This window comes from Actinosynnema pretiosum (assembly GCF_002354875.1).
Classification (GTDB): Bacteria; Actinomycetota; Actinomycetes; order Mycobacteriales; family Pseudonocardiaceae; genus Actinosynnema; species Actinosynnema auranticum.
The window spans coordinates 7,533,022-7,556,597 of the sequence record NZ_CP023445.1 but is presented as its reverse complement, the minus strand read 5'-3'; the positions used below and the strand labels follow the sequence as shown (position 1 = coordinate 7,556,597).

Annotated in this window: 21 protein-coding genes; 16 read left to right on the top strand and 5 right to left on the bottom strand. The window is 73.9% G+C overall.

Translation table 11 applies throughout. The annotated features are described in order from the left end of the window. Positions 1-85: 85 nt before the first annotated feature. The gene (locus CNX65_RS32240) at positions 86-727 is read right to left on the bottom strand and encodes a hypothetical protein (protein WP_096497105.1); all 642 of its coding nucleotides are present in this window, start codon (positions 725-727) and stop codon (positions 86-88) included. Positions 728-1,253: 526 nt separating this feature from the next. Here CNX65_RS32240 and CNX65_RS32235 point away from each other — a divergent pair. From CNX65_RS32235 to CNX65_RS32195, 10 genes are all read left to right on the top strand, one after another. Continuing rightward, the gene (locus tag CNX65_RS32235) at positions 1,254-3,215 is read left to right on the top strand and encodes a type VII secretion-associated protein (protein ID WP_096497104.1); all 1,962 of its coding nucleotides are present in this window, start codon (positions 1,254-1,256) and stop codon (positions 3,213-3,215) included. A 16-nt stretch (positions 3,216-3,231) separates the two neighbouring features. Further along, positions 3,232-3,648, top strand: a complete 417-nt coding sequence (locus CNX65_RS35865; RefSeq protein WP_157767933.1) for a hypothetical protein — start codon at positions 3,232-3,234, stop codon at positions 3,646-3,648. 148 nt (positions 3,649-3,796) lie between these two features. Further along, a complete protein-coding gene (locus tag CNX65_RS32230; RefSeq protein WP_096497103.1) occupies positions 3,797-4,114 on the top strand; it encodes a WXG100 family type VII secretion target in 318 nt (105 codons plus the stop codon). An 83-nt stretch (positions 4,115-4,197) separates the two neighbouring features. Further along, positions 4,198-4,488 carry a WXG100 family type VII secretion target gene (locus CNX65_RS32225; protein WP_096497102.1) on the top strand — a complete coding sequence of 97 codons (291 nt, stop codon included), beginning with the start codon at positions 4,198-4,200 and terminating at the stop codon, positions 4,486-4,488. A 304-nt stretch (positions 4,489-4,792) separates the two neighbouring features. Next, on the top strand, positions 4,793-5,236 hold the full coding sequence (gene rplM, locus CNX65_RS32220) for a 50S ribosomal protein L13 (RefSeq protein WP_015805247.1): 444 nt from the start codon (positions 4,793-4,795) through the stop codon (positions 5,234-5,236). 23 nt (positions 5,237-5,259) lie between these two features. Continuing rightward, positions 5,260-5,838, top strand: a complete 579-nt coding sequence (gene rpsI / locus CNX65_RS36515; protein ID WP_232520089.1) for a 30S ribosomal protein S9 — start codon at positions 5,260-5,262, stop codon at positions 5,836-5,838. A 118-nt stretch (positions 5,839-5,956) separates the two neighbouring features. Next, entirely contained in the window at positions 5,957-7,291 is a 1,335-nt protein-coding gene (gene glmM, locus CNX65_RS32210) for a phosphoglucosamine mutase (protein WP_096497100.1), read from the top strand. A gap of 465 nt (positions 7,292-7,756) precedes the next feature. Beyond that, the gene (locus tag CNX65_RS32205) at positions 7,757-8,029 is read left to right on the top strand and encodes a type VII secretion target (RefSeq protein ID WP_157767932.1); all 273 of its coding nucleotides are present in this window, start codon (positions 7,757-7,759) and stop codon (positions 8,027-8,029) included. Next, entirely contained in the window at positions 8,029-10,788 is a 2,760-nt protein-coding gene (locus tag CNX65_RS32200) for a WXG100 family type VII secretion target (RefSeq protein WP_096497098.1), read from the top strand. The genes CNX65_RS32205 and CNX65_RS32200 overlap by 1 nt, the downstream gene beginning before the upstream one ends. Further along, a complete protein-coding gene (locus CNX65_RS32195) occupies positions 10,785-11,408 on the top strand; it encodes a hypothetical protein (RefSeq protein WP_096497097.1) in 624 nt (207 codons plus the stop codon). Before CNX65_RS32200 ends, CNX65_RS32195 begins: the two co-directional genes overlap by 4 nt. 99 nt (positions 11,409-11,507) lie before the next feature. Here the strand turns inward: CNX65_RS32195 and CNX65_RS32190 are convergent, their stop codons facing one another. Beyond that, a complete protein-coding gene (locus CNX65_RS32190; protein WP_015805241.1) occupies positions 11,508-12,320 on the bottom strand; it encodes a dienelactone hydrolase family protein in 813 nt (270 codons plus the stop codon). 134 nt (positions 12,321-12,454) lie between these two features. Here CNX65_RS32190 and glmS point away from each other — a divergent pair, with 134 nt between their 5' ends. The 6 genes from glmS to CNX65_RS32160 all read left to right on the top strand — a co-directional run bounded on the left by glmS (position 12,455) and on the right by CNX65_RS32160 (position 19,197). Beyond that, positions 12,455-14,317: a glutamine--fructose-6-phosphate transaminase (isomerizing) gene (gene glmS / locus CNX65_RS32185; RefSeq protein ID WP_096497096.1), complete on the top strand. Its 1,863-nt coding sequence runs from the start codon at positions 12,455-12,457 to the stop codon at positions 14,315-14,317. 127 nt (positions 14,318-14,444) lie between these two features. Continuing rightward, the gene (locus CNX65_RS32180; RefSeq protein ID WP_096497095.1) at positions 14,445-15,842 is read left to right on the top strand and encodes an NAD(P)H-hydrate dehydratase; all 1,398 of its coding nucleotides are present in this window, start codon (positions 14,445-14,447) and stop codon (positions 15,840-15,842) included. Positions 15,843-15,904: 62 nt separating this feature from the next. Next, positions 15,905-17,005 carry an alanine racemase gene (gene alr / locus CNX65_RS32175; protein ID WP_232520088.1) on the top strand — a complete coding sequence of 367 codons (1,101 nt, stop codon included), beginning with the start codon at positions 15,905-15,907 and terminating at the stop codon, positions 17,003-17,005. After that, positions 17,002-18,102, top strand: a complete 1,101-nt coding sequence (locus CNX65_RS32170; RefSeq protein WP_096497093.1) for an alpha/beta fold hydrolase — start codon at positions 17,002-17,004, stop codon at positions 18,100-18,102. Before alr ends, CNX65_RS32170 begins: the two co-directional genes overlap by 4 nt. Next, positions 18,102-18,611, top strand: coding sequence for a tRNA (adenosine(37)-N6)-threonylcarbamoyltransferase complex ATPase subunit type 1 TsaE (tsaE, locus tag CNX65_RS32165; protein WP_096498106.1), 510 nt, complete (start codon positions 18,102-18,104; stop codon positions 18,609-18,611). The genes CNX65_RS32170 and tsaE overlap by 1 nt, the downstream gene beginning before the upstream one ends. Before the next feature lie 61 nt (positions 18,612-18,672). Further along, positions 18,673-19,197, top strand: coding sequence for an AMIN-like domain-containing (lipo)protein (locus tag CNX65_RS32160; RefSeq protein WP_157767931.1), 525 nt, complete (start codon positions 18,673-18,675; stop codon positions 19,195-19,197). A gap of 43 nt (positions 19,198-19,240) precedes the next feature. Here CNX65_RS32160 and CNX65_RS32155 read toward each other — a convergent pair whose 3' ends face one another. From CNX65_RS32155 to CNX65_RS32145, 3 genes are all read right to left on the bottom strand, one after another. After that, positions 19,241-20,848 carry a DUF6119 family protein gene (locus tag CNX65_RS32155; RefSeq protein ID WP_157767930.1) on the bottom strand — a complete coding sequence of 536 codons (1,608 nt, stop codon included), beginning with the start codon at positions 20,846-20,848 and terminating at the stop codon, positions 19,241-19,243. Between the two features lie 147 nt (positions 20,849-20,995). Next, complete coding sequence (locus CNX65_RS32150; RefSeq protein WP_096497090.1) at positions 20,996-22,225, bottom strand: carboxyl transferase domain-containing protein; 1,230 nt, start codon at positions 22,223-22,225, stop codon at positions 20,996-20,998. Continuing rightward, on the bottom strand, positions 22,222-23,574 hold the full coding sequence (locus tag CNX65_RS32145) for an acyl-CoA synthetase (protein WP_096497089.1): 1,353 nt from the start codon (positions 23,572-23,574) through the stop codon (positions 22,222-22,224). The genes CNX65_RS32150 and CNX65_RS32145 overlap by 4 nt, the downstream gene beginning before the upstream one ends. Positions 23,575-23,576 lie beyond the last annotated feature (2 nt).

Sequence of the window (23,576 nt, the reverse complement as noted above, 5' to 3'; positions counted from 1 at the left end):
TTCCCCCACCGGGGGAGCGGGGTCCTCCGCGTTCCGGGCCGCGTTCCGGGCCGCGCTCCGGGAGCGGTCGCGGGCGGCCGGGCCCTCAGCGCGCCCCGACGGCCCGCTTCCCGGACGCGGCGCCCCTGGTGAGCCTGCGCAGCCCCACGTTCAGCGCCAGGCCCGACAGGCGCCCGTACGGCGTGCACGTGCTGTCCAGCAGCAGCGCGCCCTCGTACCGCTCCACGCCCCAGGGCTGGGCCACCACCGTCTCCCCGCCGTCCAGCGGGACCACCAGGAGCAGGTCGCCGAACCGGCGCGAGTCCACCTTCAGCTCGACCCGGCCCGCCGTGAAGTTCATCCGCAGGTGCTCGCTGACCCGCAACCCGGTCAGCTCCAGCACCAGCGAGGGCAGCCCCCACTCCGCGACGGTCGCCACCGTGCGCTCGCTCACGTGGGCGTGCACCGACCCGGCGCGCACCCGCCCGAAGCGGGCGACGGCGCGGTCGGCGTCGTCCCGGATCGCGGTCGTGTCCGGCAGCGGCACGGCCAGCGGCCGGGCGATCAGGCGCGCCGGGCTCAGCTCGCGCGCGACCCTGCGCAGCGAGCTGTCCGCGTCCGAGCCGCGCTCGGGCAGCGAGCGCACCGTGGCCAGCTCGCGCAGCGCGCACGTCCAGTGGCCCGCGTAGCGCAGCGCGTGCTCACCGGTCAGCTGGTGGGGTGCGGATAACGCGGCTTCCGTCGTCATCTCGGGCTCCGTTCCGGGGTGGCGGGGGCGTTCGGGCGGGAAACCCGGCGCGCACCGCCGATATGATCCAGCCGAACACGCGAACACGTGGGTTGACCACCCCCTTCGGTTGTTCCGCCGGTTGTTCCCCTCAAGTCCTTCCGGTACCGGTTACAGGCTGCTGACCAGCGGTCACGTCTCCGTGAGCGCCGATCGGGAATCACCGGACCGGGTGTCCGAGAAGGATGCACTTCCCGGTGAGCGGATGCCAGGGGCCCCTTTCCCCGAACCGCTCCGGAAGGCGCTCCGGAAGTTCACCGGAACGCCCCGACCGGGGGACGGGCGAGTTCCACCGCGCCCCGCCCGTGAGAGTTCTCACCGGTCCGCGCGGGGTGGACCGGAGGTGTCCCGGCGGTTTCGGAGAGGTGTCCGGGCGGCCCTCCGCGACCGGCGCGGCGCGGAGCAGGGCCGCACCGGGCGGCAGCGCGTCGGGCCCATCCTGTATGCATGGTCCCGGCAGGCCCCGGTCGGACGCGGGGAGGTGCGGATGAGCCTGCGCGTCGCCGTCGACTTCGGCACGTCCAGCACCTGCGTGGCCGTCTCGGTGCGCGGCCGGGAACCGCAGGTCGTCGTGGTCGACGGCCAGCCGATCGTCCCGTCCGCCGTGTTCGCCGCCGCCGACGGCACCCTGTTCGTCGGCCAGGAGGCCGAGCGGCAGGCCGCCGTGGACCCCGCGCGCTACGAGCCGCACCCGAAGCGCCGCGTCGACGAGTCCGAGCTGCTCCTGGGCGCCACGGTGCTGCCGGTGGCCGACGCGGTGCGCGCCGTGCTGTCCCGCGCCGTCGACGAGGCGAGGCGCTTCGCGGGCGGCGCCCCGGTCGACCAGCTCGTGCTCACCCACCCCGCCGCGTGGGGCTCGGTGCGCACCGGCGTGCTGCTGCGGGCCGCGCGCGGACTGGGCCGCGAGGTCCGGCTGGTGCCGGAACCGGTCGCCGCCGCGGTGTTCCACTCCGCGTCGCACGCCGTGCCCGAGGGCGCCGCGCTGGCCGTGCTCGACCTGGGCGGCGGCACGGTCGACGCCAGCGTCGTGGTGCGCCGCGCCGGGTCGTTCCAGGTGCTGGCCACCGAGGGCGACCCCGGCTTCGGCGGCGCGGACATCGACCAGGCGCTGCTGGAGCACATCGGCGGCACGCTCGCCGAGGCCGACCGCGCGGCGTGGGCGCAGCTCGTGGAGGGGCGGGAGCTGGCCGACCGGCGCAAGCGGCGGGTGCTGCGGCAGGACGTGCGCGGCGCCAAGGAGACCCTGTCCCGGCACTCCTACACCGACGTGCCGCTGCCGCCGCCGCTGCCCGACGCGCACGTGACCAGGCTCGACCTGGAGCGGCTGGTGGCCGAGCCCCTGGCGCGGGCCGCCGGGCTGGTGGCGTCCACCGCGCGCGCCGCCGGGCTGGAGCCGGGCGCGCTGGCGGCGGTGTTCCTGGTCGGCGGCACGAGCCGGGTGCCGCTGGTGGCGCGGCTGGTGCTGGAGCAGACCGGCGCGGTGCCGACCAGCATCGACCAGCCGGAGACCGTGGTGGCCAGGGGCGCGCTGCTCGCGTCCGCGCCCGGTCCGGCCGACAAGCCCCGCGCGTCCGGGACCGAGGGGGCGACCACCCGGATCACCCCGGCCGACGAGGCCGCCACCCGCAAGCTCGCCGCGGGCGAGATCCCCCGGACCGACGGGCCCACCCGCAAGATCACCCGGCGGATGACGGCGCCGCCGCTGTCCGGCCCGTTCGCCCCGCAGCCCCCGTCCGCGCAGATCCCGGCCGCGCAGCCCCCGGCGCAGCCCTCGCACCAGCAGCCCTCGCCCCAGCAGCTCCCGCACCCGCTGCCGCCGCCCCGGCTGACCCACTTCCCGACCACCCTCCCGCCGCAGCCCCGACCGCCCGCGCGCCGCAGCCGGGTGCCGCTGGTGGTCGGCGGGGTGCTCGCGCTGGTCCTCGTGGTCGGCGCGGCCACCGCCTACGCCCTCGCGGGCGGCTGGTGGTCCGGATCGGGCCCCGGTCCGAGCTCGTCCCCGCCGCCCGCCGCCGACGAGCGCGTCACGGCCCAGTACGACTACCGCTTCTCCCGACCCGAGGGCTGGGAGCAGTCCGGCAGCGACGCGCAGGAGCGCAGGGTGCAGCTCAAGCCCGCGGGCTCGGCGGGCGACGGGGCGGTGCTGGTCGTGCAGGAGCGCAGGCTCAACTACGACGCGACCGCCGAACCCGGCCGCGCGGAGGCCGAGCTGCGCGCCCAGTACGAGGCGGGCGGGGGCAACCTGTCCGATTTCGACGCGCGGGCGTCGTTCGCGGACAAGGATGTGGTGCGCTTCCGCGAAGCGGGCCAGGGCGCCTCGACCGACTGGTACGTGGTGTTCCAGGGGCGCGTGCAGGTCAGCGTCGGCTGCCGGTACGCGGACCAGGACCGCGAGCGGGTGCGGTCCGCCTGCGAGCACGTGGTGCGGACCCTGTCCGTGACGAGCTGACGCTGGAGCAGAGGGCATGACCGGCATCCAGGACGCCTACGCCAGGTTCCGCTCGGACCTGGCCGCCGCCACCACCAGGGCGAGCAGGGCCTCGGGCGAGGGCGGCGCGCGCAACGCGGCCCTGCGCGCGGCCACCCGCGCGCTGGCCGACCGGGCGCGGGCGGGCGCGCCCGACCCGGCGTCGACCGGGACCTCGCCGGACGTCCGCAGGGTGGCGGGCGGCTGGCGCGAGAGCCGGGGGCTGCCCGTCGAGAATTTGCCCTCGGAAATTCCGGGATCCGCCGGGGAATCGCAAGCGCAAACGGGAGCGAATGCAAATCAGGTGCACGAGCAAACGCGACCGGCGTCACGTCCCGTGGCCGCCCGAGGGGCTCACCCGTCAGTGGGACAGGGCGATGACGAGGACTTTTCGCAAGCGCGAATCATGAGCTGAGGCGCGGACCGCGTCACTCAGCGTTTACAAGCGCAACTACTTCCGGGGAATGCGCGACAGCGGGGAACCGGCCGTGGCAGTGTCTGCGTCGCAACACCGTGCCGGCCCGGCACAGGCTTGATCTCATTGACCTAGGGGGTCACACGCAATGGCTGGTTACTCCACCGGAACTCCCGAGCTCATCAACGCGGCTCGGGACATCACCAACACCAACGGCAACGTCCAGGGCATCCTGGGCCAGCTCCGGTCCACGGTGGACTCGCTCGCCCCCGCGTGGGTGGGTAACGCCGCCGACTCGTTCAACAAGCTGATCGAGCGCTTCAACGACGACGCCCGCAAGCTGAACGAGGCGCTGCTCGCCATCGCGAACGAGATGGACAGCACGGCCGCGACCTACATCCAGCAGGAAGAGGAGCAGGCGCAGGAGATGTCCACGATCGCGAACCGCCTCGGCGGCGGTTTCTGATCGTTGGGAATTCATTCCCACGCTCTCTTCGCTCCACCTGCAATTCCTTTTCCGCTGTGTAGCTTCACTTCCTAGGGGAGATCATGAACGACCAGATCAAGGTTGACTTCGGGCAGCTGTCGGGCGCTGCCGGCGACATCTCGGGCCACGCCACCAAGGTGCAGACCGAGCTGGACGAGCTCAAGCAGCGCCTCGCCCCCGTCATCGCGCAGTGGGAGGGCTCGTCGTCCGAGACCTACCAGGAGGCGCAGCGCAAGTGGGACACCGCCGCCGCCGACCTGCAGCAGGTCCTCGCCTCCATCGGCACCGCCGTCGCCGCGGCCACCGAGGCCTACCAGTCCGCTGAGCAGCGGAACACCGGCCGCTGGGGCTGATCCCGCTCGCGGTCCGCTGCGACCGCGATCGCCAGCCGCGCCGCGGGCCCCGCGACCTCACGGTCGCGGGGCCTCGGCACGTGCGGGGGCAGGCGTCCCGGCGCGTTCCCGACGACCGGTTGCACAGCGTGACGGGGGGGTCGTTTTGACCCGCCCGACACCCAACCGGTATCTTCCTACTTTGTTGTGCGGTACCCGGGTGCGCCCACTGCGCTCCTCGTGTTCTGGTCCTTGCCCGTGATTGGGGTCCGGCCTGAGCAGCCGCCGCAATGACCCCAGACGCAAGTGACGACGAGGTAGACCCGTGCGCACGTACAGCCCGAAGCCCGGCGAGGTGACCCGCGCCTGGCACGTGATCGACGCCCAGGACCTGGTGCTCGGTCGGCTCGCCACCCAGGCCGCGACGCTGCTGCGCGGCAAGCACAAGCCGACCTACGCCCCACACGTTGACACCGGTGACTTCGTCATCGTCATCAACGCCGACAAGGTGGCGCTGACCGGCAAGAAGCGGGAGCAGGCCTTCGCCTACCGCCACTCCGGCCACCCCGGTGGTCTGAGCAAGCAGTCGTTCGGCGAGCTGCTCGACACCCGCGCCGACCGCTTGGTCGAGAAGGCGATCAAGGGCATGCTGCCCAAGAACCGCCTCGGCCGCGCGATGGCCTCCAAGCTGAAGGTCTACACCGGCTCGGAGCACCCGCACGCTGCGCAGCAGCCGCAGCCGTTCGAGATCAAGAAGGTCGCCCAGTGACCGAGCAGAACGAGGAAGTCGCCGTGAGCACCCCTGAGACCGAGAACGACGCCGTCGAGGCGGCGGAGGTCGCCGAGTTCGACGCCGTCGAGGCCGAGGCCACCGAGGGCGAGGCCGTCGAGGCCGACGCCGTCGAGGGCGACGTCGAGGCCGTCGACGGTGACGAGGTCGAGGAGGAGTCCGCTCCCGTCGTCCTCCACCAGTTGAACGGCGCGCCGCACCTGGCGCAGACCGTCGGCCGCCGCAAGGAGGCGATCGTCCGCGTTCGCCTGCTGCCCGGCACCGGCAAGTTCACGCTCAACGGCAAGACGATGGACCAGTACTTCCCGAACAAGGTCCACCAGCAGCTCATCCGCGAGCCCCTGGTCACGACCGAGAAGCCCGAGACGTTCGACGTCATCGCGAACCTGCGCGGCGGCGGCACCACCGGCCAGGCCGGTGCGCTGCGCCTCGCGATCGCCCGCGCGCTGATCGCCGTCGACTCCGAGGACCGCCCGGTCCTCAAGAAGGCCGGCTTCCTCACCCGCGACCCCAGGGTCAAGGAGCGGAAGAAGTACGGTCTGAAGAAGGCCCGCAAGGCGCCTCAGTACAGCAAGCGCTGACCCCTTCACCGGGACGGCGAGCACCACACTGCGGGAGCAGCGGTTCACCGAACCGCTGCTCCCGCTGTGCTGTGCGTGGGTCTCGCCACCGCTTCGACCACACGGAGGCCCTCAGATCATGGCTCGGCTGTTCGGCACCGACGGCGTTCGCGGACTCGCGAACGCCGACCTCACCCCGGAACTCGCGCTCTCCGTCGCCGCCTCCGCAGCGCGGGTGCTCGCCGAGCACGACCGGTCCCACCGCCCCGTCGCGGTGGTCGGCCGCGACCCCAGGGCCAGCGGCGAGATGCTGGAGGCCGCCGTCGTGGCGGGCCTGGCCAGCGCGGGCGCGGACGTGCTGCGCGTGGGCGTGCTGCCCACGCCCGCCGTCGCCCACCTGGTCGGCGCGCTCGGCGCCGACGTGGGCGTGATGATCTCCGCCTCGCACAACCCCATGCCGGACAACGGGGTGAAGCTGTTCGCCGCGGGCGGGCACAAGCTGCCCGACGCCGTCGAGGACGAGATCGAGCAGAAGCTGGGCGAGGGCGCGCACCGCCCGACCGGCGCCGAGGTGGGCCGGGTCCGCGACGTGCCGGACGCGCTCAGCCAGTACGTCGAGCACCTGCTGAAGGTCGTGCCGAGCAGGCTGGACGGCCTGAAGGTCGTGGTGGACTGCGCGAACGGCGCGGCGTCCGGCGCGGCCCCCGAGGCGTACCGCAGGGCGGGCGCGGAGGTCGTCGAGATCAACGCGGCCCCGAACGGCCTGAACATCAACGAGGACTGCGGCTCGAACCACACCGGGCAGCTGCGCGCCGCGGTGCTGGAGCACGGCGCCGACCTCGGCATCGCGCACGACGGCGACGCGGACCGCTGCGCCGCCGTGGACGCGAACGGCGACGAGGTCGACGGCGACCAGATCATGGCGGTGCTCGCGCTGGCCATGCAGGAAGCGGGCGAGCTGACCGACGACACGCTGGTCGTGACGGTCATGAGCAACCTGGGCCTGCACCTGGCGATGCGCGAGCACGGCATCGCGCTGCGCACCACGGCGGTCGGCGACCGGTACGTGGTGGAGGAACTGCGCGCGGGCGGCTACGCCCTGGGCGGCGAGCAGTCGGGCCACGTCGTGCTGCCCGCGCACGCCACCACCGGCGACGGCCTGCTCACGGCCCTGCGCCTGATGGCCCGCGTCGCGTCGACGGGCAAGCCCCTGGCGGAGCTGGCGGGCGTGATGCGCAGGCTCCCGCAGGTCCTGCTGAACGTCGTGGTCTCCGACAAGGCGACGGTGGCCGCGGCCCCGTCCGTGGCGGAGGCGGTGGCGGCCGTGACGGAGGAGCTGGGCGACACGGGACGCGTGCTGCTGCGGCCCTCGGGCACGGAGCAGCTGGTGCGCGTGATGGTCGAGGCTCCGACGCACGAACTCGCCGAATCGGCGGCGCAGCGCCTGGCGGGCGTGGTCAGCGCGGTCCGGTGAGACCGGGCGGGCGGAGCTGACTCGGGGCACCCCTTCCGGGGTGCCCCGAGTTTTTTCTCGGGGCACTGGGCGGAAGCCGGGCCCCGGTGCCCAAGGCGCGATCCCGGCCCCCTGGGATCCCCGCGATCCCGGTCCCCTGGGATCCCTTGCGACCGACCTCGGTCTGATCGGGGCACTCGCCGTCCCGGTCCTCGTGGCACTGCTGGTCGTGCTCCCGCTGGCGCTCCTCCTCGGGAACCGCCGCCGCGCTCCCGCGCAGGCTGTCTCGGCGTGCCCGACGCGCGCTGTTCACACCTGCAAGTCGCGGTGGCAAACCCCTGCGAGCGGCACCTCTGGCCTGCGACCATAGGAACCGCTGAACGACGGTCTGCGTCGTAAAGCGCACCAGGTGAAGTGATGCGTGGCTGTGCAGAGCCGCGGAGGGGAGCGGGGGCCGTGGCCGGTTACGGCACTAGTACCGAGGCGATGGGGAAAGCCGCCGACGGCATCTCCGGTGCTGCCAAGGACGCTGCGGGGGACTTGAAGGACCTCGGCAAGACCAAGCTGGACGGCAAGCACTTCGGTGAGGCGCACCAGCAGCACCTCCAGGGCTACCAGGCGGGCATCACCAACCTCGCGCAGATGATCACCGGGCTCGAGGGCGCGTTGACGGGCTTCGCGAGCCAGCTCGACGCGGGCGCGAGCACCTACGGCAACGTCGAGAGCAACAACGCCACCAACCTGGAGCGTCAGTACTGATGGCCACGCCGGAGTGGGAAGAGGTCAAGGAGCTCCTGGACGACGGGAACGTCTCCATGGAGCGCAAGCGAGCGCTCCTGGACGCGTACTCGGGCTCCCGAGGGGGCATGCTCGACAAGGAGCAGCACGACTACGCCGACAAGATCGGCGTCACCCCCTACAACACCGGCGGGGGGCCCCACTTCGGCGGTGGCTACACCGGCACGGCGTTCCTCGACAAGGCCTACGAGCAGGCCAAGGAGGACCGCGACCGGAACAGCGCGGCCACCAGGGAGCAGGTCGAGGACGTCAAGAAGGGGCAGACCGACCTCGACGGCAAGTCGGCCCCCACCTCGTCCTCGGTCGGCGTCGCCACGTCGAACGAGCTCCTGGACGCGGGCGTCCCCGGCCTGCGGTTCTTCGAGAACTTCATCCCGATCTGGAACAACCGGCCCGCGGGCGCTCGCGACGCGCTGCGCGGCACGGGTGACCTGGACCTCGAGGCGGACATCCGCAAGCCCTACGACGAGCAGCTCGGGATCGACTTCCGCAAGCTCCTGTCCGAGGCCGAGGAGTTCGACAAGGCCAAGTCCCGCGTGGACGGGCTCACCGAGGACGTCAAGGGCAAGCTCAACACCCTCTACGCGGAGTGGAGCGGCGCGGCGGCCGACAAGTCCCGCGAGCACTTCGGGAACCAGATCGCCCCCAGGAGCGCGGACCTCTCGGAGGAGCTGGCTGGCTCCGCCGAGGTGGTCAGGACCACCGTCGAGAACGTCTTCGAGCTCTGCAAGCGCAAGGCCGACGAGGTGCTCGCGAACTACCGCGAGGAAGTCGGGCAGGCGTCGCCGTACATGGCGGAGAAGGTGGTCTCCTTCTCGAAGGGGGAGGGCGACTTCTCCCGCGACCGGATTCGCGAGATCGCCTCCTGGGTCGACGCGAAGGTCCCCGGTTCGGACATCGTCTCCAGGCTCAACTCGGACGACTGCTCCCTGGACGAGGCCACGACCAAGTACGCGATCGACCAGTGCCTGGTCTGGGTGAAGAAGTCGTTCGTCCCGGAGTTCGAGGACGTCTACAAGGCGTTCAAGGAGTGCTGTGAGAAGACCAAGGAAGCGGTCGACGAGCAGTGGGAGGCCATGAACTCCTACCTGGCCGAGGCGGAGAACCCCTTCGCGGGAGCCGCGGGCACCGGCCAGGACACCGTGCCCAGCAGCACGGGGATGCCGAGCAGCAACACCGGGATGCCGAGCAGCACCGGTATGCCCAGCAGCACGGGAATGCCCAGCGGCATGGGGATGCCCGGCAGCAGCGGGATGCCCTCCGGGGACGTGCCCGGCGTCACGAACCCCCTGGACGCGGACGGCGACGGCAAGCCCGACGACATCCAGCTGCCCGGTGACACCGACGGCGACGGCAAGGTCGACGACCTGGACGGCGACGGGAAGCCCGACGACCTCGCCCAGGTCCCCGGCGGTTCCGAGGGCGAGGGCCCCGACGGCCTGAAGGGCGACGGTGAGAAGCCCGAGGAAGTCACCTTCACCAGCGGCGACAACAAGATCGCCGTGTCCGAGCCGAGCGAGGACGGCCACGTCCAGCTCACGCTGGACACCCCCGCGGGCGAGCCGAAGACCTACGACATCGACTTCAGCGGCAACCCCGACGCCTACAAGGCGCTCACCGGCCACGACCTCGACCCGGACGCCTCCGGGGCGACCGGGACGGGCGCGGGCGCCGGGCTCGGCGCGGGTGGCGCGCTCGCGGGCGGAGCCCCTGGTGGAGCGGCGGGTGGCGCCGCGGGTGCGGCGACCCCGATCCAGGTCGGCCCCGACGGCAGGGCGGTCATCGAGCAGGACGGCGTGAAGATCATCGCCGAGGTCGACCCGCTGACCGGTGAGCTGAACCTGAGCGTGGCCGACGGCGACGGCGAGGCCAACGAGTACGGCGTCGAGTTCACCGAGGACGAGACCGGCAGGAGGGTCGGCACGGTGACCGACGCCGAGGGCGTCGTCATCGAGACCAGCGCCGACGACGCGGCAGCCGCGGGCGACGGGACCGCGACCTCCGCCCAGGGCGCTCCCGACGCGCTCGGCGCGACCGGTCAGCGGGCGGCGTGGGCCCAGGGCCCCGTCGTGGGCGGGCAGGACCTCGCCGCCGACGTGCGGGGCTTCACCGAGCCCGCCGTCGCCCAGGCGCAGGGCTTCACCGAACCGCCGCTCGCGCAGCCGGTCGGCTTCACCGAGCCCGAGGCGGCCCCCTCGTACGCCGCAGCCGACCGCACGGCCCAGCAGGTGGGCTTCACCGAGCCCGTCTCGGCCGACCCCGCCCCGACCGGCAGCGCCTCCACCGGGGGCACGACCGTCACGTCGGGCGCGATGCTGGCGGGTGACACCGGTGGCCGCTTCGACAGCGCCGATTCCGGGCTGGCGGGCTCCGCGCTGGGCGGCTCGGCCAAGTCCGACAGCGCTGACGGGGTGTGGCGGCGCGACCCCGGTGACGCCGGGGGCAGCTTCGCCGACACCCACACCTCCCAGGCGGGGCAGGCCGGGGCCGCGGTGCTGCCCACCATGGGGGACGCGAGCCAGGGGCAGACCGGCGCCATGGGCGGCGGGATGATGGGTGGCGGGATGATGGGCGGCGGCATGACGGGCGGTGCGGGTGGTGGCCAGCAGAACGGCGACACCGAGCGCTCGTCCGGCCAGTGGCGCACCTCGGGGTCGCTGTTCGACGACGACGCGCTGGGCCGGGTCCAGAGCGTGCTGGGTGAGGAGGGCGGCAGGTGAGTTCCGCGGCTGACAGGCTCGCGGCGGTCAAGAACCGCATGGCGACGGTGCTGCGCGACCACGCCGACACGCGCGTCCTCAGGGAGGAGCGCGTCAAGGAGAGCGCCGCCAAGGCCGCCGACAGCCTGGTGAAGCAGGGGCGCACGGCCGAGAAGGTCATCGGGCGCATCCAGGAGATCGGCCGGGCGAAGCGGGGCGCCGCGGCGGTGAAGAAGCCCGACGTCTACTCGTTCGGTCCGGAGGACGACTCGGGTGTCGTCGACGAGGTCGACCGGGAGGCGCAGGAGTACCTCCGGGACGCGGAGGCGCGCAAGGCCGCCGCCGAGGCGCCCAAGGACGGCTCGTTCATGCTCAAGACGGGGGTTCAGGCCCCGGCCAGGTCCTGGGCGCAGCAGCAGGGGGAGCCGCCGCAACAGCAGCAGTGGGGGAACCAGCCCCAGCCCTGGGGGAACCAGCAGCCCCAGCCCCGCGGTGGGCAGCAGGAGCCGCCCACGCAGCCGTTCGCCCAGCAGCCGCCGTCCTGGCAGCAGCCTGCCCAGCAGCCGCCCGCGCGCGGGCGCAGGGCCGCTCCGCCGCCGCCGGACGACGACGACATGAGCGGTCAGACCTGGCTCTCCTGAGCCGGGGGCGCACGAGCGGCGCCGCGCGTGAGGGCTTCCCCGTTTTCGCGGAGGGGAGCCCTCCGCGCCGCGCCCCTCAGCAGTCCTCCTGGCCCCGGGTCACAGCCCCAGCGCGGCCCGCTGGTACACCAGCGCCGCGCCGCGCACGTCGTCCTCCAGCAGCGCGTCCCAGCGCCGCTCGCCCTTGAGCACCCGCAGCAGGAACGCCGTCACCAGGCCGCGCGCCAGCCGCTGCGCCGAGCGCTCGCCCCTGCCGTCCAGCAGCAGCTCGCTCCAGTGCCTGCCCTCGGTGAACCCCAGGTGCGAGGCCTTCTCCAGCATCCTCACCTGCACCGGCCCGCGCCACGCCTCCGCGATCGCCTGCGCGTGCCCGATCGGCGGCGCGATGCGGTCCTCGCCGCCCGCCAGGTGCAGGCCCGGCACGCCGATCTCGCGCGCCGCGTCCAGCGCCGACGGCTTCGTCTCGGCCGCCGCCAGGGTCACCACCGCGCGCGCCCTCGGGTCCCGCGCCGCCGCCAGCACGGCCGCGCCGCCGCCCATCGAGTGCCCGGCCACCGCCAGCCGCTCCGGGTCCACCGAGATGCCGCCCTCGCCCAGCCGCACGCCCGTGCACACGTCGAGCGCCGTCGTCAGGTTCGCGGACATCAGCCGCGCCGACGCGAGCGGGCCGCGCTGGGTGTTCGGGGCCGCCGCGACGATGCCCCACGACGCCAGGTGCCGCAGCAGGCCCCGGTAGCGGGTGGCGGGCTGGAGCCAGCCGTGGCTGAACGCGACGGCGGGCAGGCCGAGGCCGGACGCCGGCGTGTAGACCAGGCCGGGCAGCCCGACGAGGGCCAGGTCGCCCCGCAGCACCTCGTGCTCCCCTGGCCTGCTGAGCTGGTCGAGCACCTGCTTCGCCGAGTTGCCGCTCACCGCAGCAACGGTAGTCGATCGCGACCCGGTGCCGCACGCCACGATTGGTCTACACCAAAGAGGGGCGTTACCTGCGAAAACGGTGTGAACCGACACGTTCGGGGGACCGCATGAATCTGGCTACCCTGTGCGGTGTGTGCGGAATCGTGGGATACGTGGGCCACCGCTCGGCGCTGGACGTCGTGCTGGACGGCTTGAGGCGCCTGGAGTACCGGGGGTACGACTCGGCGGGCGTCGCCGTCCTGGACGGCGCGGGTGGCCTCGCCGTCGAGCGCAAGGCAGGCAGGCTGGCCAACCTGGAGGCGGTGCTGGACGAGGTCGGCCGCGCCGGGTTCGCGGGCACCGTCGGCATGGGCCACACCCGGTGGGCCACGCACGGCGCGCCCGTCGACCGCAACTCGCACCCGCACCGCGACGCCACCGGCCGCGTCGCCGTCGTGCACAACGGCATCATCGAGAACTTCGCCGCGCTGCGCTCGGAGCTGGAAGACCTCGGCATCGAGATGGCCAGCGACACCGACACCGAGACCACCGCGCACCTGATCGCGCTGGCCTACTCGGACGGCGCGACCAAGGGCGACCTGCCCGGCAGCGTCCGCGCCGTCGTCCGCCGCCTCGAAGGCGCGTTCACGCTCGTCGTGACGCACGCCGACGAGCCCGGCCAGGTCGTCGCCGCCCGCCGCTCCTCCCCGCTCGTGGTCGGCGTCGGCGAGGGCGAGACGTTCCTCGCCTCCGACGTGTCCGCGTTCATCGAGCACACCCGCGAGGCCGTCGAGCTGGGCCAGGACCAGGTCGTGGTGATCACCGCCGACGGCTACGAGGTCACCGACTTCGACGGGGGCCCCGCCGAGGCCAAGCCGTTCACGGTCGACTGGGACCTGTCCGCCGCCGAGAAGGGCGGCCACGAGTACTTCATGCTCAAGGAGATCGAGGAGCAGCCGGACGCGCTGGCCAACACCCTGCGCGGCCACTTCCGCGACGGCCGGATCGTGCTCGACGAGCAGCGCCTGTCCGACCAGGACCTGCGCGACGTCGACAAGGTCTTCGTCGTGGCCTGCGGCTCGGCCTACCACTCCGGCCTGGTCGCCAAGTACGCCATCGAGCACTGGACCCGGCTGCCCGTCGAGGTCGAGCTGGCCAGCGAGTTCCGCTACCGCGACCCGGTGCTCGACCGCGCCACCCTGGTCGTCGCGATCTCCCAGTCCGGCGAGACCGCCGACACCCTGGAGGCCGTGCGGCACGCCCGCGCGCAGAAGGCCCGCGTGCTGGCGGTGTGCAACACCAACGGCGCGCAGATCCCGCGCGAGTCCGACGCGGTGCTCTACACCCACGCGGGCCCGGAGATCGGCGTCGCCTCCACCAAGGCGTTCCTCGCCCAGATCGCGGCGAACTACCTGGTGGGCCTGGCCCTGGCGCAGGCGCGCGGCACCAAGTACCCGGACGAGGTCGCCCGCGAGTTCGCCGAGCTGGAGGCCGCCTCCGCCGCCGTGCAGCGCGTCCTCGGCACGGTCGAGCAGGTCAAGGCACTCGGCCGCGAGCTGGCCGACTCCAAGGCCGTGCTGTTCCTGGGCCGCCACGTCGGCTACCCGGTGGCGCTGGAGGGCGCGCTCAAGCTCAAGGAGCTGGCGTACATGCACGCCGAGGGCTTCGCGGCGGGCGAGCTCAAGCACGGCCCGATCGCGCTGATCGAGGAGGGCCTGCCGGTCGTCGTGGTCATGCCCTCGCCGAAGGGCCGCGCGGTGCTGCACTCCAAGCTGGTGTCCAACATCAGCGAGATCCAGGCGCGCGGCGCGCGGACCGTGGTGATCGCCGAGGAGGGCGACGAGACGGTGCGCCCGTTCGCCGACCACCTCATCGAGGTGCCCGCCGTGCCGACGCTGCTCCAGCCGCTGGTGTCCACCGTGCCGCTGCAGGTGCTGGCGGCGGAGATCGCCAGGTCGCGGGGCTACGACGTGGACAAGCCTCGCAACCTGGCCAAGTCCGTCACGGTCGAGTAGGCGCGCCCGCCCGGAACGCCGCCCGCCGCCCGCCGCCGACCTCCGGCGGCGGGCGGTCGCGGTCGGCGGCCCCGCGCGCGGCGGGCGCCCTGGTGTCCCGCCGGGCGGTCTGGGGCAGTCTGGACCCATGCGGGGTCTGTGGACGGTGGAGCGGGTGCGGGCGGCCGAGGAGCGGGTCATGGCGCGCGTGCCGGACGGCGCGCTCATGCGCAGGGCCGCCTTCGGGGCGGCCCGCGTCGCGCTCGGGATGCTGACCGGGCCGCGCCGCCGCGTCGGCCTGCTGGTCGGCGCGGGCGGCAACGGCGGCGACGCCCTGTGGGCGGGCCACTACCTGCGGCGCAGGGGGGTGGCGGTGAGCGCGGTGCTGCTGCGGCCGGACCGGGCGCACGCCGAGGGGCTGGCCGCGTTCCTCAGGGCCGGTGGGCGGGTCGTGGACCGGCTCGGCGAGGTCGACCTGGTCGTCGACGGCATCGTCGGGCTGTCCGCGCGCGGCCCGCTGCGCCCGGACGCCGCCGAGCACGTCGCCGCGATCGACGCGCCGGTGCTCGCGGTCGACCTGCCCAGCGGGATCGACCCGGACACCGGCGCGATCGCCGGACCCGCCGTCCGGGCCGACGTCACGGTCACCTTCGGCTGCCTCAAGCCCGTGCACGCGCTCGCCGACTGCGGCCGGGTCGAGCTGGTCGACATCGGCCTCGGGCCCGAGCTGGCCGGTCCCGACCTGGCCGAGCTGGAGGACGCCGAGGTCGGCGCGCACTGGCCGGTGCCCGGTCGTTCGGACGACAAGTACACCCAGGGCGTCACCGGGATCGCCGCCGGTTCCGCGACCTACCCCGGCGCTGCCGTGCTGGCCACCGGGGCGGCGCTGCTCGCCACCTCCGGCATGGTCCGGTACGCGGGCGCGGCGGCCGAGGCGGTCCGGGCGTCCTGGCCGGAGTCGATCTGCACCGGCTCGATCACCGACGCGGGCCGCGTCCAGGCCTGGGTGGTCGGGCCGGGCCTGGGCACCGGGCTGAGCGCCGAGGGCGTGCTGCGGGCCGTGCTGGAGGCGGGCGTGCCGGTGGTCGCCGACGCCGACGCGATCACCATGCTGGCCAACAACCCCGACCTGTGGGACGCCCGCGACCCCGGCACCCCGCTGGTGCTGACCCCGCACGACCGCGAGTTCGAGCGGCTGGCCGGGCCGGTGGGGGAGGACCGGGTCGCCGCCGCGAAGCGGGCCGCCGCGCGGTTCGACGCGGTGGTGCTGCTCAAGGGCAACACGACGGTGCTGGCGGGCCCGGACGGGCGGGTGCTCGTGAACCGGGCGGGCGGCGGCTGGGCGGCCACCGCCGGGTCGGGCGACGTGCTGTCCGGGCTGGTCGGCGCGCTGCTGGCGGCCCGGCTCGACCCGCTGCTCGCGGCGGCCTGCGCGGCGCGCGCCCACGCGACGGCGGCGGACCTCGCCTCGCGCGGCGCGCCCATCCCGGCGTCGGCGCTGCTCAGGGCCGTGCCGGACGCGATCCGGGCGCTGCGGAGCGGATGAGCCCCGCGCCACGAGTGGCGGGCCGTCCGCCGATCACCTGCTATGACACCATGAACCGCGCTATGGCTGCTCCCCGCGCTGAGGTCGTCATCGACCTCGACAACCTCCGGCACAACACCGCGTACCTGGCCGCCCGCGCGCCGGGCGCCGAGCTGATGGCCGTGGTCAAGGCCGACGGCTACGGGCACGGCGCGGTCGAGGTGGCGCGGACCGCCCTCGGCGCGGGCGCGACCTGGCTGGGCTCCTGCTCGATCCCCGAGGCGCTGGCGCTGCGCGCCGGGGGGATCACCGCGCCCGTGCTGGCCTGGCTGGACACCCCGGACACCGACTTCGCGCCCGCCATCGCCGAGGGCGTCGACCTCGGCCTGTCCACGCCCCGCGCGCTGGAGTCCGCCGCGGCTGCCGCGCGCCGGGCGGGCAGGCGCGCCCGCGTCCACCTCAAGATCGACACCGGGTTGTCCCGCAACGGCTGCACCGCCGACGAGTGGGAGGGGTTCGTCGAGCTCGCCGCCGCCACCCCCGAGGTCGAGGTGCACGCGATCTGGTCCCACCTGGCGTGCGCCGACGAGCCCGGCCACCCGGCCACCGACGCGCAGGCCGAGCGGTTCGACGACGCCTACCGCGCCGCGCTGCGCGCGGGCCTGGACCCGAAGCGGCACCTGGCCAACTCGGCCGCCCTGCTCACCCGCCCCGACCTGCACTTCGACCTGGTCCGGCCGGGCATCGCGCTGTACGGGCTGAACCCGGTGCCCGACGAGCACGACCTGCGGCCGGTCATGACGTTCCGCTCCAGCGTGGTGCGCACCAAGCGCATCCGGGCGGGCGAGTCCGTCTCGTACGGCCTGACCTGGACCGCGAAGTCCGACACCTCGCTCGCGCTGGTGCCGGTCGGCTACGCGGACGGCGTGCCGCGCGCCCTGTCCAACCGGATGCGCGTGCAGCTCGCGGGCCGCAGGCGCCCGGTGGTCGGGCGGGTCTGCATGGACCAGGTCGTGGTGGACTGCGGGGACGACGAGATCGCGGAGGGGGACGAGGTCGTGCTGTTCGGGACCGGCGTCGACGGCGGGCCGACCGCCCGCGAGTGGGCGGACACCACCGGCACCATCGACTACGAGATCGTGACGGGGATGCACCGGCCGCGCGTGGTGAGGACCTACCGGTGAAGACGCTGTGGAAGGCCGTGAGCGTGGTCGGCGGGGTGCTGGGCGCTGCGGCGACCGGCGTCGCCGTGGGCGTCGCGGCCAACCACCGCAAGGTCACCGGCGAGCGCAGCCAGGACGACCCCCTGGCCGACGAGCCCCTCGGCAGGCTGCGCCCCACCCGCGAGTCCACGGTGGCCGCCGACGACGGCGTGCCCCTGTCGGCCGAGGAGGTCGACCCGGAGGACGGCGGCGAGGCCGAGCTGACCGTGGTGCTCGTGCACGGCTTCGCGCTCGACCGCCGCTGCTGGCACTTCCAGCGCCGCGACCTGGCCCGGCTGGTCGACCCGAGGGTGCGGCTGGTGCTGTACGACCAGCGCAGCCACGGCCGCTCCGACCGCTCGCCCGCCGAGTCCAACACCATCGACCAGCTGGCCCGCGACCTGGACGCGGTGATCCGGTCCATGGCGCCCACCGGGCCGCTGGTGCTCGTCGGGCACTCCATGGGCGGCATGACGATCATGGCGCTGGCCGAGGAGAACCCGACCCTGTTCGCCGAGCGGGTGCGCGGCGTCGCGCTGGTGGGCACGGCGGCGGGCGCGGTCGGCGGCGCGGGGCTGCCCAAGTCGGTGCTGTCCCGGTACAACCCGGTCACGCTGGGCGTCGGCAGGCTCGCCGGGCTCCAGCCGAGCGCCGTGGAGTGGGCCAGGCGGCGGGCCAACATCCTGACCTGGAGCGGGATCCGGGCGCTCGCGTTCGGCGATCGCGGCGTGCCGACCTCGCTCGTCGACCTGATGGACGAGATGATCGCCGGGATCAAGGTGTCGGTGCTCACCGAGTTCCTGGAGACGCTGGGCACCCACGACCGCTACAAGGCGCTGGCCGGCCTGCGGCACTGCGAGGTGCTGGTGGTCAGCGGCGACGCCGACCGGCTCACCCCGTTCTCGCACGCGGAGCGGATGGCCGAGGAGATGCCGCACAGCGAACTGGTCCGGGCCTCCGGCGCGGGCCACATGGTGATGATGGAGCAGGCCGAGCTCGTGACCGCGCACCTGGTCGACCTGGTGCGCCGCAGCGCGGCCGTGGAGGACGAGGACGGGCGACGGTGGTGGCGAGCGTGATGCTGCCGACGGTGGCGGACACCGAGGCGTTCGGCAGGGCGCTGGGCGAGTCGGCGCGGGCGGGCGACCTGCTCCTGCTCGCCGGGCCGCTCGGCGCGGGCAAGACGGCGCTGGTGCGCGGCCTGGCGGCCGGGCTGGGCGTGCGGGGGCGGGTGAGCTCGCCGACGTTCGTGATCGCGCGGGTGCACGACGCCGGTGAGCGCGGCGTGGCGCTGGTGCACGTCGACGCGTACCGGCTGGGCGACGACCTGGCGCAGCTGGACGACCTGGACCTGGACACCGACCTGGTGGACGCGGTGGTGGCCGTCGAGTGGGGCGAGGGCGCGGCGAGGCTGTCCGAGGACCACCTGCTGGTGCGGCTGGAGCGGCGCGACGACGACGTGCGGGTGGCGCGGCTGGAGCCCAGCGGGGCGTGGGTCGGGCGGGAGCTGCCCGGCGTGGAGCCTGCTGGCGCGGAGCTGCCCGGTGCGGGGTCCCGCAGCGCGGAGGCCGCCGACCGCAACGGGTGAGCGGGCATCGGCCCCATTCCCCGTGACGGGGTCATGGGGGCTCCGTCGTGAGGAGGAACCGATGCTTCACAGGGTTGCGGTGCTGTTCGCGGCGCTGGCCGGGGTGGCCCTCGCACCGGTGGCGGTCGCCGGGGCCTCGCCCGCCGACGCCGACGTCGCGTGCGACGCGGACTGGGGGACCGGTGACCGGGACGTCTGGGGCGGCGCGGCCGAGGGCGCGCTGACCGGCGTCCGGTCCGGTCAGCACGAGTGCTTCGACCGGCTGGTGCTGGACCTGGGCGCGGCGGACGCGGCCGGGTTCCACGTCGGGTACCGGGACGAGCTGGGGCACATCGCGAAGGACCAGGTGCTGCCGCTGCGCGGCGACGGCGTGCTCGTGGTCCTGGTCGACGTGCCCGGCCAGGGCTACCAGCCTGCGAACCCGGTCGAGGTGGTCGACGTGACCGGGTACCGGACGTTCCAGCAGGTCAGGTGGGCCGGCTCGGCCGAGGGCCAGGTCAAGCTGGGCGTCGGCACGCCCGCCGGGCTGCCGTTCCGGGTGACCTCGGGCGGCGGCAAGCTCGTGGTGGACGTGGCGCACTCGTAGGGGCCGGCGGGTGCGGGCCGTGGCGGCGGCCCGCACCCCGCCCTCACCCGCGCGTTTTCTCGATCTTGGCGATGGCCACGCGGAGTCCTGCTGTGCGGACGGTCCGGGCGTGAGCCCGCAGTGCTGCTCTGGCGAAGAAGGGCAGGGTCTTCTTCAAGGAGCCGGGTCTGCTTGTGGCCACGGCGTAGACGACGGTCCAGTCCTGGGGCGCGCCGAACTCCGCCGCGGAGTCGAGTTCGCGCATCTTGTCCATCAGCTTGGCCCGGTAGTCCTGGTTGCCCACGATCATCTGCGCCGAGACGGAGCCCTGCTGGAACAGGTGGCTCATCTTGTCCGAACCGTCCATGCGCTTGACGCAGATCAGCTTCTTGTCCGGGGTCAGCTGGTCGCAGATCTCGACCTGCTCACCTGCGCCACCCCGGTAGAAGTCGCGGTCCAATAAGGCGTAGGCGCGCTGCTCGCAGCTGTGGCGGTTGTAGCGGTCTTCGCCGTACCTGCCCTGCGTGATGTGCTCCTTGAGGTACTCGTCGTCCCAAATGGGGAGGTCGAGTTCGGCGGTGATGTCCTCGATGCTGTCGGTGAGGTAGCGGTCGACCTTGGCCGCGTAGTCCTCGTTGATCCGGAACCACGCCCCGGCCGTGGTCGCGTAGTGCTGCTGCCTGCCACCGCTGTCGTGCTGGATCTCGCCCACGACGTAGCGCCGCAACTCCTCCTTCGGGCGCACCGGTTCGCCGCTCATGTCGTACGCGGCGATCTTCACCGAGTGAAGCGGGTCCTTCCAGCCCTCAAGGCGGGTTAGCACCTCGTAGACGCTCTCGGTGCGCAGTTCGGTGACGCTCTCGTGCCGGTGGCGGTGGCAGATCTCGTACTCATCAGCCGTGCGACCGAACTCGTCGGGCAGGGCGAAACCGATCCCGGTGTCACCCGCGCGCATTGCTTCGGTGAGCCTGCCCTCCAGGGATGAGATCGTTTCCTTGCACGACTCCCTGCGGAAGTAGTCGAGGAAGGGGAAGCAGGCCTTGTACCCCTCCGAGCGGTAGAGCTCGAGCGCCTCCTCCAACTTGGCCGGTAGGCCGTTCAGGGTGAACTCCTGGTCCAGGGTGAGCTGCAGCGAGTCGGAACCCCTGGCGCTGCGGGCGAAGCCGGGGATGTTCACGTCGCCGCCGAACTGCCTGATCCACTCCTCGTCCGTGAGCAGGCCGAAGGCGAACATCTCACCGGCCTGGGGGAGCTTGCTGGTGGCGTTGCGCTTGCCCTTTCCCAGCCCTCGGGCGTCGGCGATCGTCAGCCTGTCCGCGCTGACGCAGTTGGCCGCCACGCGCAGGCCGAAGTCGGGCTCGACCGAGTCGTGCCCGACGTGGTGGAAGCCGGTTCCGAAGGTCACCGCGAAGACCCGGCCGTGCGCCTGCACGAGCAGCACCGCACCCGCTGACTTGGTGGTGATCGGGTCGCCGTCCTCCGCCTCCACGATCGTGTTGAGGTTGCGGCACCAGCTGACCTCGCGTTCCGGCTTCGTCCCCGTGAACAGCCTCCACCGCACTTCCGGGGGCTGAGGGGGGATGAGACGTCGTTCGGTCAGGAGGTGGCTGTTGCGCAACGCCTTCTCGTCGAAAGCGACGCTCTCCCGCAGCAGGTACAGCGTTATGCGCATGGCGCACCTCCGGGTCAATTCGTCCTGTTTGGACAGTAGTTTTTGACCCAGCGTCACAACCATTGCACATTTGGGTGGCTTTTCTTCACTTGAAATGATGAAAACGCTCAGGTTGCACGGCTGATCTGTGTGCAAGTGCCCTTTTGGTCACCCGATCGGCTCCGCCCCCGCGATCCCGTCCGCCGCCCCCAGCTCCACCACGTCCTGCGGCCGGAGCCGCAGGTCCTCCGCCACGCCCGCCACGTCGCCGCGCCGCAGCACCAGCCCGGCCAGCTCCGGGGCCAGCACCGAGAAGTACGAGTCCGGGGTCAGCCAGGTGCGGCCCGGCGCGCACAGGGCCAGCGCGCCGCCCGACCCGCCCTCGCCGACCACCAGCGTCGTCACCGGCACCGGCGACTCCGCCACCGCCGCGAACACCCCGGCGATCGCGGGCCCCACCCCGGCCCGCTCCGCCTCCGGACCGCTCGCCGCGCCCGGCGTGTCCACCAGCGTCAGCACCGGCATCCCCAGCCGTCCCGCCATCCGCAGCAGCCGCTCCACCGTCCGGTACCCGGCCGCCCCGGTCGCGGTCCCCAGCTGCGCCGCCACGGCCACCGCCCGGTCGCCGCGCAGCCCCAGGCCGCACACCACCCCGTCGTCCACCCCGCCCGCCCGGTCGCCGCGCACCGGAACCAGCAGGTCGAAGTGGTCCGCCAGGTACGCCCCGGCGCGGGGCCGCGCCGCCGACCTGGCCCGGCGCACCGCCTCCCACCCGGTCCCCGGCAGGTCCAGCCGCCCCAGCGCGCGCGGCACCTCGGCGGGGCCGTCGCGCCGTCCCCCCAGCACCCGCAGGCAGTCCGCCACGACCCGCTCCACGTCGCCCGGCGCCACCACCGCGTCCACCGACCCGGCCGCGAACTGCCCCTCGGCGGTGTACTCCGGCCCGTTGCCCGGCCGCACCCGGCTGCCCGCGAAGCCGACCTGCGCCCCCGCCACCCCCAGCACCACGTCGGCCCCCGCGCCCAGCGCCGCCCAGCCGCCGCCGGTGGTCGGGTCGCGCAGCACCGCCACGTGCCCCAGCCCGGCCGCCCGGTGCTCGGCCCGCGCCCGCGCCACCCGCTGCAGCTGCCGCAGCGCCACCACGCCCTCGTGCACCCGGCTGCCCCCGGTGGCGATCAGCGACACCACCGGCAGCCCCTCGGCCACCGCCGCGCCGAACGCGTCCACCAGCGCCTGCCCGGCCCCCGCGCCCACCGACCCGCCGAGGAAGCGGAAGTCGAACTCCACGACCACCGCGCCGCCCCACCGCACCCAGCCGACCGACTCCGCCGCGCCCGACCTGGCCCGCGCCCGCGCCAACCGCTCGGCGTGACCCGGCCACCCGAGCGGGTCGCTCACCGCCGCAGCTCCCGCTTGAGCACCTTGCCGAGGTCGTTGCGCGGCAACGAGTCCACGAGCACCAGCGCGCGCGGTCGCTTGTGCGGGGCCAGCAGCCCGGCCACGTGGTCGGCCAGCTCCTCCAGCGCGGGCTCCCGGCCCGCGGCCACCACCCACGCCACGACCCGCTCGCCGAGGTCCTCGTCCGGCTCGCCGACCACCGCGACCTCGGCCACGTCCGGGTGCTCCAGCAGCGCGTTCTCGATCTCGCCCGCCCCGATCTTGTACCCGCCGCTCTTGATCAGGTCGGTGGCCCGCCGCCCCACGATCCGCAGGTACCCGTCCGGCTCCAGCACCGCCAGGTCCCCGGTCCGGAACCAGCCGTCCCGGAACGCCTCCCGCGTCGCGTCGGGCCGGTTCAGGTACTCGGTGAACAGCCCCGGCCCGCGCACCTCGACCTCGCCGATCTCACCCGGCTCGCCCACCACCCGCACCGCCGTCCCGTCCAGCGCGGTCCCGACCGCGCCCGGCCGCCGGTCGCCGTCCGCCCGCACGCTCGTGATGATCAGCGTCTCGGTCATCCCGTACCGCTCCACCACCCGCTGCCCGGTCAGCGCGCTGATCCGCTCGTGCACCGCCGCGGGCAGCGCCGCCGACCCGGACACCAGCAGCCGCGCCCTCCCGAACGCCCCCGCGTGCTCCGGGGCCTGCGCGATGCGGTGGTACATCGTCGGCACGCCGAACAGGACCGTCCCGTCCCCGGCCAGCGCCTCGGCGGCGGCCTCCACGGTGAACGACCCCAGGTGGTGCGCGGTCCCGCCCCGCCGCAGCGGCCCCAGCACGCCGAGGCACAGCCCGTGCACGTGGAACAGCGGCAGCCCGTGCACCACCACGTCGTCCCCGGTCCACGCCCAGGCGGCGGCCAGCGCGTCCAGGTTCGCCGCCAGCGCCCGCCTCGGCAGCACGACGCCCTTCGGCGGCCCGGTCGTGCCCGAGGTGTAGATCACCAGCGCGGGCGCCTCGGCGTCCGGCTCGGGCAGCGGGACCTCGGGCCCGGAGGGCGGCTCGCCGTCGACCACCAGCTCGGGCGCGCTGTCGTCCAGCACGTGCCGCAGCTCCCGCTCGCCGATCCTCGGGTTCAGCGGCACCACCGGCACCCCGGCCAGCAGCGCGCCGACCACGGTCACGCAGGTCTCCGGGGTCGGCCTGGCCCACACCGCGACCAGCCGCCTGCCCACGAGCCCGTGCGCGACGGCGCGGGCCCGCGCGGCCAGCTCCCGGTAGGTCAGCTCCCCGTCGGGGAAGCGGAGCGCGGTCTTGTCGGCGACGGCGTCGGCGAGGGCGGCGTCGGTCAGAGCGGGCAGCAGCATGG